This window comes from Pantoea sp. RSPAM1 (genome assembly GCF_038816185.1).
Taxonomy (GTDB): domain Bacteria; phylum Pseudomonadota; class Gammaproteobacteria; order Enterobacterales; family Enterobacteriaceae; genus Pantoea; species Pantoea ananatis.
Genome location: NZ_CP046137.1, coordinates 3,980,643 through 3,995,679, shown reverse-complemented (window position 1 = coordinate 3,995,679; position 15,037 = coordinate 3,980,643). Strand labels below are relative to the sequence as shown.

The window sequence follows — 15,037 nt, the reverse complement described above, 5'->3', positions numbered from 1 at the left end:
ATTTAATTGATGTCGATATTGTTGCTGTCATCGGCCGTTGGCAGTTGTTTAAGCCATCCATTCCTGTCCGTGATATCCTGTTGTTCCGGCTCCCTGACGTCTGTCGCATCAAACGATTAACCGAATGCCTGCCGGCCCTCAACCTCATCAGGAGCAACGGCATGACAGACTCTAAAGACAGCGGCGAAGATAAACGCGCTCAGCCCCAGAACCTTGAGCAGTTTCTCTGCTTTGCGCTGTACTCGGCTTCGCTGGCCATGACAAAGCTTTACCAGCCGCATCTGAAACCGCTGGGCCTCACCTATCCGCAGTATCTGACACTGCTGGCACTTTGGGAAAAAGACGGTGTGACGGTGTCCGAGGTCGGGCAGCGCATGCACCTGGAATCCGGCACGCTCAGCCACCTGCTTAAGCGACTTGAACTGGCCGGCTTTATCAGCCGCACGCGCGACACCGGTCATGATGAAAGAAGGGTCATCATCCGCCTGACCCAGGCAGGCCGTGAACTGGAAAGCCGGGCAGCCGGCGTGCCAGCGGCGATGATTTGTGAAATGGGCATACCTTATGAAACGCTGGCCAGCCTGCGCGATGGGGTAAGACACGTACAGGAAAAAATTATTCAGGCTCTGCCTTCTCAGGAAAACCAAAAAGCCTGATGCGCTGTCACTGCATCAGGATGTTTAAAAAAGTCGTTTTTTGGCAGATGCGTTCACCTGACGCGGTAAATTTCAAGGGCACTTGCCAGGATTGACTTGAAAAAGCCGCCTCGCTTTGATTGCAAGGACCTGAATAAGAGATTTTGAACGTCAGGCTTTATTTTCAGAGGGAAGATACTGAAAAACGTTGTACTCAGCATGCTGGCAAAGATATCTCACATTGATGCCGGCTTGAATTGATGCTGCTCAATTTTTATCATAAAGTCTTACCAGACTTAGCGAATGGAGGATGCGGATATGGCACGTAATATTGCCCCTGGATATTGTGTAGTAGATCAGCCGGGTTCCCTGGATTTTCAGGCATGATCACTTTTCAACAATGTCCATTCGCCGGCCGCTCAGATGTTTATGCAGATGAATGCTGATACGCTCTGGCTAAAGCCAGGGCAAATTTTGATTGTTGCAGACCCTGATACACCGGCACCTTTAACACTTAACGCTCTGGCTGCATTGAGACAGGCTAAGTCAAAAACGAATGAAGCTTTGATCGGCACCAGGACTGATGAAGCTGAGTATCTGCACAAGTATTATGGACTTATCGCAGGCATTACAAGCGCAGGTGACAAAATATTCGGCATAACCAGTGACGTTGAAGAAAAGTATTTTTCTTCAATTGAGCAAATACTGAAAAAGATTGAGGCAAGTTATCAAAATCAATTTCGTACACAAGGAACGCTGATTAGCCAGCAGTTTTTTGCAGAGCGTAATCAACTCTTTAATCAATTAAAAGAATTGGTTAACAAGCCATTATTGAAATCTCTTATCCGCTATTCGGTTAAATTCAAACCATACGAAGACATCCGTAGAGCATTAAACCTCTCTAGCCGTTCAATAGTTCACGAGTGGTCTACGGTTGGTATTGGTGCAATACCGGGTTATTCCACATTCGTGGGGAATGCTGCCAAAGCTGCACGTTTTCTTAAAAGCGGCGGCTACATTGGTATTGGTTTTTCTTTTGCGAACAGCACGAATGAAGTGGTCAAAAGCTGCACGACGGGCCGAGAGAACGAGTGTGAAAGAACTGCTTTTAAAGAATATGGAAAGTTTATTGGCACTACAGCTGTTGGTTATGGTGGCGGAGCCTTAGGTACGTTTGCTGGTCTGGGTGTATGTGCGGCTATTGGTATTGCAACAGCAGGTGTTGGCGGCGTAGCTTGCGCAGCGGTTGGCTCAGTTACTGGTGGGATGGCTGGCGGCTATGCAGCTGACTTGGGAATGGATGCTTTATATAAACATATTGGCCTTTGATAAATGAAAAATCTTGTTATTCTAACTATCCTTTTTGCCTGTTCATGCTTCGTCCTGTCTGTCCTTCTGTACGCAATAAACAGAAGTAAATATTATGAGATCATTAGTCTTTTTCAGAAAAAATATACGCTTCCTGCACCATATCTTTACAGCAGTATGATTGGCTTCTTTGGTGCTGCCACGATGTCATATTTCTTTATCAGACTTAAAAGAAATAAAAGTATATTTTTTCTGGATAAAAAAAGCGAGGCGTATCAGTTTGTAGATGAGAGTAATGTCGAATTGATGCGATGGATGATTCCATTTTTTTATATTTTTGTACTGAGTGTAGGATGTTTTGTTTTTCTTATTTTTCTTGGTGGTGTGCTGACCTTGATCGATAAGTTCACAGTTTGACTTTAAGTATAATATCTTAAGGCCGCTAATGTTTTTTGTTTACTCTCGATGATGCCAACCACTCAGCCAGCACCTCCCCGTACCATCCCAAATACTGCGCCAGTTCCGGCTTCCTCCGCTCATTCAATATCAGCACCACTTCATTCACAATCCACGCTTTAGCAAGGGCAATCTCTTTCGCCAGCACATCCGCATTAAACCTGCTATTCAACTGGCAATAGCGCCTTGCTAACACTCGAAAGTCTTCTTCTTCGCCCATCCCTTTGACCAAAGGCGCTAAATCTATCGCTGGGTTACCCAGGCCAAAGCGTTCCCAGTCGAACAGCACCAGTTCGCCATTCTCTCTCTTTCCCCAGTTACCTGCATTAGTATCACCGGAGATCACGCAATGCGGTTCAAAAAGAACATTGCTGTGCTTCTGCATTGCCCGAAACTGCCGTTCCGCCTGAGCAGGCAGGCGAAGCAGAGCGAGGCAGCCTTCGAGTTCTGCCTCATCCCACTGATGTGTGCTGAACGTCCATGAGGGATCAGGCGGTACAGAATGTAATCGTGTAATAACGGACAGGAATGCATCGCCTGTAACAGCGTCTTGTTGGATGGATTCAGGAATGTATTCGAGTACGAGCTTTCGGTGTTCGTAGCAGGCTGATTTCACAACGGGCGTCAGAATGCCATGCTGGGCCAGAAGGGGAGCGGCATTGTGATAGAAAGCATATTCAACCTCACTTACCGGCTCTTTTTCAATGGCGCAGGGCTTGCCCTCGCAATCAACCATGCATTTTACACGGGCAGCGCCCATCTTCGCTAAATCGGCTTCCTTCATAGCAACCCTGTATCTGCTTACAACATAACAATCCCACTCACCCCCACCTCCGCAGGGGCAAGCCCCCTCAACGCCTTACCAGTCCGTCAACCCAATCGCCTTCATCACCCGCTTTCTCATATGCACAGGCAATGACGCCAGTTCCTCAATCGTTCTCACCCGTGTCCCGTTGATCACGTCCCTGGGCTTAACGCTGATAATGATCCGGCCCCAGGCCACTTTCACATCCAGTTGCGCACCAATGGGAAAACCCGCTGTTTTCAACCAACAGCCTTTCAGGGTAATCGCCGGAATACGGCGGTAATCTGGAGTGCGGGTCACATAACCCACGGTCGCATAGCGCTGGGTGTAGGTTTGATCTTTCGCTTCAATCTGACCTGAAATAGAATTGATGACAGTCATGATGACTATTCCTTGTAAATAGTGATTGTGATCAGCGATGCGGATGTGGGGCAACACATTCGTATCGCGCTAAATGACCTGATGATTTAATCAGGCAGGCGGGAACGCAGCGAGCGTGAAAAGAGAAAACTGCGAAAGACCACGCAGAAGAACCCCGCTCTTTTCAGCTGAATTCATGCGTTTTCGACGTTGATTCAATTCCCCTCTGTTAACCCGCAAAGGATCGCCATGTTGTAAAAAGACGCTTTCCCTGGCAGGACAAAATGGACCATCATCGCGATTGGGATGCTGGCCGGGCTGACAGGGGCGCTGCCCGATGCGCTACATTTGCCGGCGAGCTATGCGCGTTATCTGTGGCCACTTTCACTGGGTGCGGCCAGCGTGCTGGCGTTCACGCTCAATCGCCTGAGCGCCGTAAAATCCTGGCTGTGCGCGCTTGCGGTATTGCCGTTTATTGCGTTGATGACCGGCTGGCAGCACTGGAATTTTCCTGCGTCTCATGCGATGACGTTTTTTTCAAAAACAGTGGCGCAGTCCTGCTTATGCTCATGCTGGCGATGCCGTTTCTCGCTGCTATCTGCCATTAATCGCCAACGCCGAACAATAACCTCTCCCGCAGTGTAATCATCGTAAAAGCGGTGTGGTGCAACACTTTTACGCTGTACGTGACCGCCATCATGACCGGGCTGTTCTGGCTGGTGCAGTCGCTGTGGAGCAAGCTCTTCAGTCTGATTGGCCCTAGCCTGTTCGAGTGTCTCTTTTTCAGAAATGACTTTTTCCCGTCGATGGCGACCGGCGCGGTCATAGCGGCGGGCATTGTATTTTGTCGACGTCTGCCAGGCGCAGTGCCTAAAGCGTGGCGCGATCTGGAAATTAACGGCCAGCGCTTGTCGGTGGATTACTATGGCGATGAGGGGCACCAGAAAGAGCCGTAGGCTTTGATGTTTTCCAACCCAATGCAAAGCGAGCCCGAAAGACAAACCGGGATTTATGCGCGTAAAGACCGTCCTGAGCGTTGCGCTAATGCCTTATTTCCTTAACGCAGTCAGAGCATCTTCTCGGGATTTCGTCCTGTGCGACATGCCCAAAGTGTCCCTGACACGCTCCCGCAACCTCGACATCAAAAAAATTTTAAAAATAATTAATATTTTATGATCCGCTAATCCTGCTTTTTACTCAGCAATATCCTGTCAGGATTTAAAGGAAGAACGGTAACAGGGAAGGGAGGAGTAATTAATGTCGGAATATACCTGGGTTTTGCATAAGAAAGATCTTACATCATTAATAACATAATAGCCCATTCGGGTGAATAAATGACGTTTTAGGTGTCTTGCCTAATTAAAAAACCGCTACTAGAATGCGCCCTGTCCGACAATGACGTTCTTTAACATGTTTGTGTAAGGCGTTCATTAGGGTGTGCTGAGGTGACAATTTCCTCTGTCACGTTGGCATAGCATATTGTGAAATATGCTGGACGATATCATGCTCTTAGTATTAACTCGTAATAATAAAATAAGGAAATTAAAAATGAAAAAAATCAACCAGTCTGAAGCAAGCGAAGTTATTGGTGGCACCACCACGTGTTCAAATAGCTTTGAACTGAACCTGGTGGGTAATACCACTGTATGTAATGCAGTGAAAACCTGTACTGATAAAAATGGTGCGGTACAAAAAACCTATACTCCAGCGGCTATCATCAACTGCGGAAGGATCGGCTAAGCCCCATTACGTCATACTAAGCAAGAGTAAATTTAACTAATATTTATTCTTACAGGCGTTGTATTTAAAATACAACGCCTTCCTGATGATGACTGAACGCCTTTTTCTTATTGTTATAGCCTGGATTGAATTCCGCCATGAAAAAAAGAATCACGAATGTGCTGGCGTATACCGTTTTTGTTGCGGCTGTTTCAGCATTAATTACCACTGCCTGGTTCCGTACATTTGTACTTAATCAATCCAGCGGTGCAGAGCAACAGGTACTGACCTCTCTCTCCAGCGAAAAACTGAATAAAACACCAATAGCCGATGGCGATGACATTATCGAAATCTTCTCTTACGGCTGCCATTATTGTGAGATCAATGAAAAGAATGTTGAAGCGCTGGAAAAACGTATGCCAGCGGGCAAAAAGCTCGTGCGTGTCCATCTTAGCCTCGACAGTCAGGTCGGGCTGGCGCGCTATGCACCGGTGTTCGCCACGCTGGAAGAGATGGGGATTGAAGAGACCAACCGCCAGAGCGCCTACGATGCGGTGATGAAGGACAAGACTGATTTAGGTGATCCAACCATGCGTGATGCGTGGCTGAAAGCAAACCAGATTGACCTCGCGGAATACCATAAAGTCAGTCAGTCTGCAGAAGTTAAAAAACGGCTGGATTATATGACGCGCGTTTCTCAGTATTACGACATTAACGCAACGCCGACCTTTATTGTCGCAAAAAAATGGGTTGCGATTCAGGATCGGGATTTCCCGGCTTTCTCTGACAAACTGCTCTCAATTTTAGCAACAGGTAAAGTGCCGGAGTCATAATGAAGTTTTATGCGCTGTGGTGCGCACTGTTTTGGCGGAACCTCACCGTCAGATGCCAGTGGCTGGCGTATAAGTTTCAGCTTATTGGCAACCGGGCGCACTGTTTATTATTTCGCGGCTTACACTACCGGATTATTTTTGCCTTTGCCCATGCCAGACGTTTTTTAAAGTTAATACCACGCGATCTTAAATTGCGGGCGGCGGTAGCGGAATCAAATCGCCGCTGCCTGCTGAATGATGATAAAAATTTTGATTATATCTGGCTGACCCAGCGGCGAAAGCTGCTGGAAGAGGGGCTAACCTACGGACAAAATCGCCGCTTATTGCGCGAGCTGGCAGCCTGTTCGGCACAGCTTAATGCTGTAGTAGAGCCGCTTCAGCGCGCGGGGCAGCCGGTACTGCTGGCCCCGCTGCACATGGTCTCGGACGTCCTGGCCACCATGGTCGGCGCGGCGGCCTATCCAGGGAAGGCAACGGTCGTCATCTCCCGCAGCGCAGAGGTCTATTCAGAAGCCGAGCGACGGCAGGGCGGATTTGATCTTAGCTATTGTTCGATTCATGAAGATAATAAAAGTATTGCCGGGAACTTAATGTCGTCGGTCATAGCGGCGGCAGAGAATAAGCGAAATATCATTATATTCCCTGATATCACGCCGGATTTCACTCAGTTCGCCAGTAAAGACAAAGCAGAGAAATTATCTTGTCGCTTATTTGAACGTCCGGCCAGTTTGCACAGCGGCATTATCCGGTTGGCCAGAGTGATGTCCGCACAGGTGGTGTTTTATCATCTTTATTTTGATAACGGATTAAAGATAAGGATTCACGCTCCCATCGCGGCCAGAAAAATAAAAGATGAAATGCCGCGAATTATCGAACAAAGCATCCGTGATTATTCTACTGACTGGATGCTGTGGCATTCACACTCGCTGTTTTTTATTAATGAGTAATCAGGCATCACGGCAGAAAAGAACAGGATGTTTTAGGGGTTAAATTATGGAAAATATTATTCCAAAAATCGTTTATCAGGCTGAAACGAATGAATGTGCGCTGGCCTGTATTTCAATGCTGGCAGAAACGCAGGGAATTGATGCACCGCTGGACATGCTGCGCGAGCATTATCCCGCATCGGCTCACGGCACCGCGCTTTCAACCCTGTGCGAGATCCTCTCCGATCTGGCTATCCCGACGTATCCGGTCGCTTTCGATCTGGATGAGCTGGCGAAAATCCCGTTACCCGCCATTTTGCACTACGGTGCCAGTCATTATGTCCTGCTGGCATACCGTCAGGGCAGCTATGTTTACGTGATGAATCCGGCGATTGGTGAGCAACTGTTACCCATCGCCGCGCTGCGAGCCGAAATCAGCGGCTATGCGCTGGTGCTGGATAACGACGCCATCAGTAAAAAGCCCTCAGTGGCAGCACAAAGCCGCACGCGACGGTTTCGCGTGCTGGAATGGATGAGCCTTAAACAGACGGCGGGGATCCCGGGCATTTACCGTCTGATGCTGCTGGCGTTTCTGATTTCGCTGACGCTGTTTATCATGCCGGTGATGGTCAGTTCGGCCATCAACAACGTGTTTTCATCCGGTGGTGAAACTGAATTCCCCTACGCCTACTATCTGCTGGCGTTTGTGGTATCCACGCTGCTGGCGTTTATCGTGCGTAGCGTCACCGAACGTTTTATTAAGCGTTTTGTGGTGATGCAAAGCGTCAGCGGCTTCGCCAGCCTGCTGATGAACTCACTCTCCTTCTTTGAAAAACGCAGTCCGGGTGAGATTTACAGTCGCTTTTCTCACTGGCAGATGGCGGCCGCGCAAAAAATAGAACTGGATAACGGTCTGCGTACGGACTGGGTGGTGGGCATCATTGCACTGGCGGTGATGTGTTACATCAGCCCGTTACTTGCTGCTATCTCTGCCGTCGGCGTAATGCTAATGGGCCTGGTCAGTGTATGGGCCATCTTCCGCGATCGCTTTTACACCCAGCAGATTCAGGTGAAAAGCGCGGAGCAAAGCGACTTCCTGCTGGAATCGATCCAGGGCTTCGCCACGCTCAAATCGGCGGGCTTAAATAGCCAACGTCAGACGGCGTTTGCCGGCTTTGCCGCGTCCCTGTTTGACGTCAGGCAGAAGCAAAAGGTGTACGAACAGGTCAAAAGCAGTCTGTATCAGCTGATTGGTAGCCTGGAAATGGTGTTGTTCATGTTGCTGGCTTTACCGCTGCTGAAAGACAACCGCATCTCGCTGGGGGAGTTCTTCGCCTACAGCTTTGTGCGCCAGATTTTTACCGCCTACATCACCCAGATTTTCTTCTCGGTCCTGCAAAAGAACCAGCTGCACGTCATTGATACCCGCGCCGCCGATCTATTCCCTCAGGCAAAAAAAGACGAGGATGCCGGGGCAATCGTACCGCCCGTAAACTTTATCCAGCAGCTCAGCTACCGTGCGTTGCAGTTTGCTTACGAGCCAGGCAGGCCGGTGCTCAACGACGTGTCTCTGACAGTATCCCGGGGGGAAACCCTGGCGATTGTCGGCGAGTCTGGTGCCGGTAAAAGTACGCTGCTGAAAGTGATTACCGGGCTTATGGCACCTCAGTCGGGCGAGATCCTGGTAGATGGGCAGCCGGTAAGCGCCCGGCAGGCGCAGAAACTGTTCTTTCTGCAAAGCCAGGGGGACATCCTGTTTAACACCAGCGTCCTGCAAAATATCACGCTGTTCGATCGCCATTGCGATGTGCAAAAACAGCGGCGTATTGATCATTCCCTGCGCGGCCTGAAGCTGACCGACGTGATAGACAGCCTGCCAGGGAAACAAAACGCGCTGATCCGCGAAAGCCATCCCGCTCTGTCGTTGGGCCAGCGTCAGCGGCTTATGCTGGCGCGTGCGATGTACAGCGACCGTCCGGTGATGGTGCTGGACGAGCCGACCGCCAACCTTGATGAACCCACCGCGCTACAGGTGATGCAAACCCTGATCGATCACTGCCGCGAATACGGAAAAACGCTGATCGCCGTGACACACAGTGAAACGGCACTGCCGCTGTTTGATCGCATTTGTGTGCTGAGAAATGAACAGATGCAGGATCTGCAAGACACGGCGGCGATAAACACCGGTCCCCAGGGAGAAAAGGCGTGAGTGTCATGATGAAAAACCTTCTCTCACGGCGGGTCAGTCAGCGTAAATCCTTTTATGCCCTGGTCGTGCTGGTGCTTATTCTGCTGGCGGGTGGCGCATGGGGGCTGCGCAGCATGTTGACGGGCAGCGTCGTACCGCAGATCTCGCAGGCGATCGATCGCGGTGATATTGAAAAAACCGTGCTGGCCACCGGAATCCTTAAACCCTCTGTGCAGGTGAATGTGGGTGCGCAGGTCAACGGCCAGTTAAAAAAGCTCTATGTGCGTGCCGGCGATCGGGTAACCAAAGGGCAGCTACTGGCGGAAATTGACCCCACGCTGCAACAGAGCGAACTGCGCAAATCGGAGGCCGAGCTGGACAGTGCGATAGCGCAAAAACAGGCGTCCTTATTCAACTTAACCCAGTACCAGCTGGAACTGAAACGTCAGCGGCAGATGGATCGCGACGGGGCCGGAACGAAAAGCAGCCTGGAACAGGCGCAGGCCAGAGTGGATACTCAAAAGGCACAGATAAAAGTGAATGAGGCGCAGATCGTGCAGGCGCAGATGGCGCTGGAAACGGCGAAAGCCAACCTGGGCTACACGCGTATTCTGGCCCCGATGGACGGCCAGGTACTGGGCATCGTCACCAAAGAGGGCCAGACCGTTGTCTCCTCGCAAACCGCGCCGACGATTCTGGTGCTGGCGAATGTCGACACCATGACGGTGCAAACCCGTATTTCAGAAACCGATATCCTGAAAGTGCATCCCGGCCAGCCGCTGACGTTTTACGTGGTCGCGGACCCGAATCATCGTTATCAAAGTGTGATGGGCACATTGCAGGATGCCCCTGACGACGCCTTACAGGATGAGGGCACGCGTGCTCAGCCCCAGCAGTCTTCCGCCGTGTACTACAACGGCGTGTTTAGCATACCTAATCCTGATCATCTGCTGCGCACTGCCATGACGGCACAGGTGTTCATCGTCACCGAACAGGCCAAAAACGTGCTGCGCCTGCCGGTCATGGCGCTGGGCCAGCCGCTAAATGACGACCTCTACGTTGTGCAGGTCGTCAACGGGAAGACAACCGAAAAACGGCTCGTGCGCGTGGGGATCAACGACCGACAGTTTGTTGAAGTGAAAGAGGGGCTGAGTGAAGGCGAGCATGTGGTGATGCAAAACGCAGTAGGGGGCGCCAATGACTAGCGATCCGGTAATTGAGCTCTCTCATATCTCCCGGCGTTTTGGGACGGACAATGCCGCGGTCACGGTGCTGAAGGACATTTCCTTGCGTGTATATGCCGGCGAGATGCTGGCGATTGTGGGGGCGTCCGGTTCCGGTAAGTCCACGTTGATGAATATTCTGGGCTGCCTGGACAAACCCTCGGAAGGCGAGATGCGCATTATGAATGTCTCTACCCAGGTCGCGACCAGTGACCAACTGGCGCAGTTACGCAGTCAGTATCTGGGATTTATTTTTCAGCGTTATCACCTGATCCCGTATCTGACCGCCATCGAAAACGTCACCATCCCGGCGCTGTATACCGATATGCCCGTCGCGACGCGTCAGTCGCGTGCGGAATATCTGCTAAACCGCCTGGGGCTGGGACAGCGCATGCGCCACCGGCCTGCGCAGCTTTCCGGCGGTCAGCAGCAGCGCGTCAGTATTGCGCGCGCCCTGATGAATGGCGCACCGGTGATTCTGGCGGATGAACCCACCGGCGCACTCGACAGTGCCAGCGGTCAGGCGCTGATGGGCATTTTACATGGTCTGCATCAGTCCGGGCATACGCTTATTATCGTGACTCACGACCGCAGCATCGCCGCGCAGTGTCAGCGTATTGTGGAAATCCATGACGGCCAGATCGTTGCCGACCATACCAACCCGGTGAGCCAGCAGGCTAAACCGCAGGGATTACCGACGCTGACGACGACCGGACGAACCGCCGTGTGGCAAAGCACTAAAGAAGCGGTGCGCATGGCGTGGCGCTCGCTGCTGGGGCACCGCATCCGTGCATTTCTTTCTATGCTCGGCATTATTATCGGCATCGCCTCGGTGGTTTCCTCGATGGCGGTGGGAGAGGGCGCGCGGCAAAACATTCTGAGCCAGATAAGCCAGCTTGGCACCAGCACCATCGAAATTCAGCCCGGTCTGGGCTGGGATCAACCGCGTCCGGATTTTGAACGTTCACTGACGCTGGAGGATGTCGCACTGCTTGGCAAGCAGCCATTTACCGACAGTCTTTCGCCGGTCGTGGGCAAAACTGTAAGAGCGATCCGCGGAGGGAAACAGGTGTTGGTATCGCTGCTGGGCGTCAGCAACGGCTTCTTTCGTGTCCAGGGCCTGCACTTTGTTGCCGGAAACCGGTTTACCCCACGTGACCTCGACGATCGTGAACCGGTGATCATCATCGATCCAAACGTGCGCAATACGCTGTTTGCCGACGGGCAGGATCCGCTGGGCGAGATTATTCAGCTTGCCGGCGTGCCGTTCCGGGTCATTGGCGTGGCGGATAAACAAGGGCCGAAGTACATCGGCGAACAGCCAGGTGCCTGGATCCCCTATACCTCGCTGCTTGAAAGAATGTCAGGAGATGCGCCGTTGCAGTCCATTACTCTGCGCATTGCGGACGGCTATCCGATTGAAACCGCTCAGCAGCAGATTGAACGACGGCTGGATGCGACGCACGGTAAACGTGATTTTTTCACCATGACCAACGATCAGTTGACGAAGACCATCCGCAAAACCTCAGAGTCGATGACGCTGCTGATCACCGCGATTGCCGGGATCTCCCTGCTGGTCGGTGGCGTGGGGGTGATGAACATCATGCTGGTCTCTGTGACGGAGCGCACGCATGAAATCGGCATTCGCCTCTCTGTCGGGGCGCGCCCGGGGGATATTATGCGCCAGTTTCTGATTGAAGCGATGGTGATTTGTACACTTGGCGGCGTGACTGGCGTGGTGGGATCGGGCATCGCCGGGCTGATTTTCTCCCAGATTACCCAGGAATTCACCATGATTTTCACCTGGCCGCCGATCCTGATGGCCTGCGGGTTTTCCGCGCTTATCGGGCTGGGATTTGGTTTTTTTCCGGCACGGAATGCCGCCCGTTTGCATCCAACCGAGGCGCTTGCACGCGAATGATCAGGTTCACCCAACTCTCAATGCCGATGATGGTGCTGATACTGACCGGCTGCGGCCAGGCCTTAAAGAGCGACTATCAGCGCCCCTTGCTGTCCGTTCCTGACGCCTGGCGCGTGCAGGATACCGGTGAAGGTGTGGCGAAATTTACCCCGCACTGGTGGGACAACTTTGGCGATCCGCAGCTGTCGCGGCTTATCCTGGCCACGCTGCAAAGTAATAACGATTTAGCGCTGGCTGGCATAAAGCTTAAGCAGGCGCGTCTGACGGCGGGCCAGTCCTATCTCAATCTGACGCCCGATTTCTCTCTTAGCGCCAGCGCCAGTAATAGCCAGAATTTACGTCGTAACACGACGCCAGCGGAAAGTTACAGCAACACGCTCACGGCCGCCTATGAACTGGATCTGTGGGGGAAACTGGCACGTACGCGTGAGCAGTCTGACTGGCTGGCAAAGGCGTCGGAACAGGATTTACGCGCAACCGCCCTGACGCTGATCGGCACGGTGTCCCAGCTCTATTGGCAAATTGCCAGCCTGAACCAGCAAATCAGCAATATGCAGCGCAGCCTGGACATTGCACGCGATACGCTGGCAAGGGTGACGTCCCGCTGGAAAGCCGGCGATCTTGGCCAGCTTGATTATCTGCAGGCGCAGCAAACGGTGTTGAGCCGGGAAATCAGCCTCGACGATCTCCGCCAGCAGCGCGATGAAAGCCGTAACGCCCTCACGATTTTACTGAGTCGTCCGCCCGGGCAATACCCGGCTGAACGCGCGTCCCTGGACAGTGAGCAGCAGGTGCCGGTCGCGCAACGCCTGCCACTGGAGACGATAGCTAAACGGCCAGATGTGCGCGTCGCCGAACTGAATCTGCGCGCGGCCCTGGCCGGTTCGGACGTCGCCCGGCTGAGCTTTTACCCCTCACTGACGCTCAATGCCTCCCTCAATGCGGGCGCGGCGGTCTTTCAGCAATGGTTTAGTAATCCCGCCAGAACGCTGGGTTCCTCGCTTGATCTGCCCTTTATCCAATGGAACAGGGTGCAGCTGACCCTTGCACAGTCCGATCTGGATGTGCAAACCGCGGCTGTTCAGTTCAAAAAAGCGGCCTACAGCGCACTCCAGGATATTGATAACGCGATGTCGCAGCGTCTGACCTGGCAGCAGGAAAAACAGCGTCAACGGGATAACCTCGTGCTGAGCCAGAAAAGGCTGACGCTGGTGGAAAGTCAGTATCGCCACGGTGCCGTGGCCTATCAAACGTTACTTGATGCGCAGAATACGCTGCTGGACAGCGAAAACGCGCAGGTACAAGCCCAATACAATTACCTGTATTCCACGATGAAACTCTGGCTGGCGCTGGGTGGCGGGGAAGACGACACAGTGAATCACTAAGGATGAATCATGCAAAGGGACAGTTTACAGACGACAAACACGCCACGTCGCGTCGTGGTCACCGGTTATGGTGCGGTCACCCCACTGGGGATGAATGCCGCTGACAGCTGGGCGGCCATCATGGATTACAAAACGGGCTATCGCTATTGCGACAAGTCTGCCGCAGGGATCAAATCGCGCTTTTATGGGCTGATTGATGAGGAGCCCTCGCTCAAAGGCATACCGGGCCCGATCCGTCGCCGCCTGCCACGTTTCGCGCGGCTTACCTTGGGTGCCGCGCGGGAAGCGATGCACATGGCTTTTGGTGATGAAAAGCCAGAGCAGCACTACGATCTGCGCGATTGCGGGGTCATCATGGGCACCGGCTGGGCCGGGCAGGATGAAACCCATCTCAATCATGAAGACTTCATACATACGCGCGTAGGATCGCCGTTTGGCTGCTTCTTTTCTATGCCAAACGCCGCTACGGCGGCGGTCAGCATGTTGTGGTCATTGCGCGGATATCAGAATACGCCGGTGGCCGCCTGTGCGACCGGGACCATCGCCGTGGGCGATGCCTTCGAACTAATCCGCCATGGCCGTGCAAACATGATGCTGGCAGGCGCGGGAGAGTCGCTGCGTTCTGATTCGGCGGTATGGAATATTGACGTACTGGGGGCGCTGGCCAGTGAGCAGGTGGCGTTAAGCCGTGCCTGCTGCCCGTTTAGCCTGCATCGCAATGGCTTTGTACTCAGTGAAGGGGCGGCCGTGCTGTGTCTGGAGGAGCGGGAATCCGCCATTGCGCGCGGTGCGCAGATCCTGGGGGAAATTCTCGGTTACGGCAACTACTCTGATGCTTTCGATTTTACCGCACCGGCCGACGACAAAATTGCCCGGGTGCAGACCATCCGCCGCGCCCTTAACCAGGCTGGCATCAAACCCGGTGGGCTGGATTACATCAACGCGCACGGCACCTCTACGCCGCTCAACGATCTCAACGAAACTGAAGCGCTTAAAATTGTGCTGGGTGAGGCGGCCTACGCCACGCCGTGCTCCAGCACCAAATCCTACAGCGGTCACCTGATCGCAGCCGCAGGCAGTTTTGAATCCATTATCTGCCTGCAGGCCATGCAGCATCAGATGATACCTGCGACCTGCCACCTTGATGCGCCGGATCCGCAATGTGATCTGGACTATGTTCCGAACAGGCATCGCCCGGCAGCGTTGAACATCACGCTTAACCTGAGTTTTGGCTTTGGCGGTGCTAACGCGGCGCTGGTGATTGGACGGGGCAAATGA

At 52.7% G+C, this 15,037-nt stretch carries 13 protein-coding genes and 1 pseudogene; 12 read left to right on the top strand and 2 right to left on the bottom strand.

What is annotated here, in order from left to right:
- Nucleotides 1-161: 161 nt before the first annotated feature.
- On the top strand, nt 162-656 hold the full coding sequence (locus GKC68_RS19235; RefSeq protein ID WP_028724533.1) for a MarR family transcriptional regulator: 495 nt from the start codon (nt 162-164) through the stop codon (nt 654-656).
- 297 nt (nt 657-953) lie between these two features.
- Nucleotides 954-1,964 (top strand): annotated as a pseudogene (locus GKC68_RS19230) (hypothetical protein).
- A gap of 421 nt (nt 1,965-2,385) precedes the next feature.
- Here GKC68_RS19230 and GKC68_RS19225 read toward each other — a convergent pair.
- Entirely contained in the window at nt 2,386-3,183 is a 798-nt protein-coding gene (locus GKC68_RS19225) for an aminoglycoside phosphotransferase family protein (RefSeq protein WP_028724535.1), read from the bottom strand.
- Between the two features lie 75 nt (nt 3,184-3,258).
- Nucleotides 3,259-3,585, bottom strand: coding sequence for a SymE family type I addiction module toxin (locus tag GKC68_RS19220; protein WP_047713392.1), 327 nt, complete (start codon nt 3,583-3,585; stop codon nt 3,259-3,261).
- Between the two features lie 285 nt (nt 3,586-3,870).
- Here GKC68_RS19220 and GKC68_RS19215 point away from each other — a divergent pair, with 285 nt between their 5' ends.
- From GKC68_RS19215 to GKC68_RS19170, 10 genes are all read left to right on the top strand, one after another.
- Nucleotides 3,871-4,209, top strand: coding sequence for a hypothetical protein (locus GKC68_RS19215; RefSeq protein ID WP_206115328.1), 339 nt, complete (start codon nt 3,871-3,873; stop codon nt 4,207-4,209).
- A gap of 14 nt (nt 4,210-4,223) precedes the next feature.
- Complete coding sequence (locus GKC68_RS19210; RefSeq protein ID WP_342656426.1) at nt 4,224-4,520, top strand: hypothetical protein; 297 nt, start codon at nt 4,224-4,226, stop codon at nt 4,518-4,520.
- A gap of 592 nt (nt 4,521-5,112) precedes the next feature.
- Entirely contained in the window at nt 5,113-5,304 is a 192-nt protein-coding gene (locus GKC68_RS19205; protein ID WP_028724538.1) for a DUF4762 family protein, read from the top strand.
- Nucleotides 5,305-5,441: 137 nt separating this feature from the next.
- On the top strand, nt 5,442-6,116 hold the full coding sequence (locus GKC68_RS19200) for a DsbA family protein (protein ID WP_342656425.1): 675 nt from the start codon (nt 5,442-5,444) through the stop codon (nt 6,114-6,116).
- Nucleotides 6,116-7,063, top strand: a complete 948-nt coding sequence (locus GKC68_RS19195; RefSeq protein WP_263793453.1) for an ABC transporter — start codon at nt 6,116-6,118, stop codon at nt 7,061-7,063. Before GKC68_RS19200 ends, GKC68_RS19195 begins: the two co-directional genes overlap by 1 nt.
- A 46-nt stretch (nt 7,064-7,109) precedes the next feature.
- Entirely contained in the window at nt 7,110-9,251 is a 2,142-nt protein-coding gene (locus GKC68_RS19190) for an ATP-binding cassette domain-containing protein (protein ID WP_342656424.1), read from the top strand.
- A 113-nt stretch (nt 9,252-9,364) separates the two neighbouring features.
- Nucleotides 9,365-10,435 (top strand): efflux RND transporter periplasmic adaptor subunit, encoded by a 1,071-nt coding sequence (locus tag GKC68_RS19185; RefSeq protein ID WP_342656909.1) that lies wholly within the window; start codon nt 9,365-9,367, stop codon nt 10,433-10,435.
- Nucleotides 10,428-12,374 carry an ABC transporter permease gene (locus GKC68_RS19180; protein ID WP_089528200.1) on the top strand — a complete coding sequence of 649 codons (1,947 nt, stop codon included), beginning with the start codon at nt 10,428-10,430 and terminating at the stop codon, nt 12,372-12,374. The genes GKC68_RS19185 and GKC68_RS19180 overlap by 8 nt, the downstream gene beginning before the upstream one ends.
- Entirely contained in the window at nt 12,371-13,759 is a 1,389-nt protein-coding gene (locus GKC68_RS19175; RefSeq protein WP_342656423.1) for an efflux transporter outer membrane subunit, read from the top strand. The genes GKC68_RS19180 and GKC68_RS19175 overlap by 4 nt, the downstream gene beginning before the upstream one ends.
- 9 nt (nt 13,760-13,768) lie before the next feature.
- Nucleotides 13,769-15,037, top strand: coding sequence for a beta-ketoacyl-[acyl-carrier-protein] synthase family protein (locus tag GKC68_RS19170; protein WP_110983437.1), 1,269 nt, complete (start codon nt 13,769-13,771; stop codon nt 15,035-15,037).

Coding starts and splice junctions, on each gene's coding strand:
- GKC68_RS19235 (WP_028724533.1), top strand. CDS start 162: ATGACAGACTCTAAAGACAGCGGCGAAGATAAACGCGCTCAGCCCCAG.
- GKC68_RS19225 (WP_028724535.1), bottom strand. CDS start 3,183: ATGAAGGAAGCCGATTTAGCGAAGATGGGCGCTGCCCGTGTAAAATGC.
- GKC68_RS19220 (WP_047713392.1), bottom strand. CDS start 3,585: ATGACTGTCATCAATTCTATTTCAGGTCAGATTGAAGCGAAAGATCAA.
- GKC68_RS19215 (WP_206115328.1), top strand. CDS start 3,871: ATGCTGGCCGGGCTGACAGGGGCGCTGCCCGATGCGCTACATTTGCCG.
- GKC68_RS19205 (WP_028724538.1), top strand. CDS start 5,113: ATGAAAAAAATCAACCAGTCTGAAGCAAGCGAAGTTATTGGTGGCACC.
- GKC68_RS19200 (WP_342656425.1), top strand. CDS start 5,442: ATGAAAAAAAGAATCACGAATGTGCTGGCGTATACCGTTTTTGTTGCG.
- GKC68_RS19195 (WP_263793453.1), top strand. CDS start 6,116: ATGAAGTTTTATGCGCTGTGGTGCGCACTGTTTTGGCGGAACCTCACC.
- GKC68_RS19190 (WP_342656424.1), top strand. CDS start 7,110: ATGGAAAATATTATTCCAAAAATCGTTTATCAGGCTGAAACGAATGAA.
- GKC68_RS19185 (WP_342656909.1), top strand. CDS start 9,365: ATGTTGACGGGCAGCGTCGTACCGCAGATCTCGCAGGCGATCGATCGC.
- GKC68_RS19180 (WP_089528200.1), top strand. CDS start 10,428: ATGACTAGCGATCCGGTAATTGAGCTCTCTCATATCTCCCGGCGTTTT.
- GKC68_RS19175 (WP_342656423.1), top strand. CDS start 12,371: ATGATCAGGTTCACCCAACTCTCAATGCCGATGATGGTGCTGATACTG.
- GKC68_RS19170 (WP_110983437.1), top strand. CDS start 13,769: ATGCAAAGGGACAGTTTACAGACGACAAACACGCCACGTCGCGTCGTG.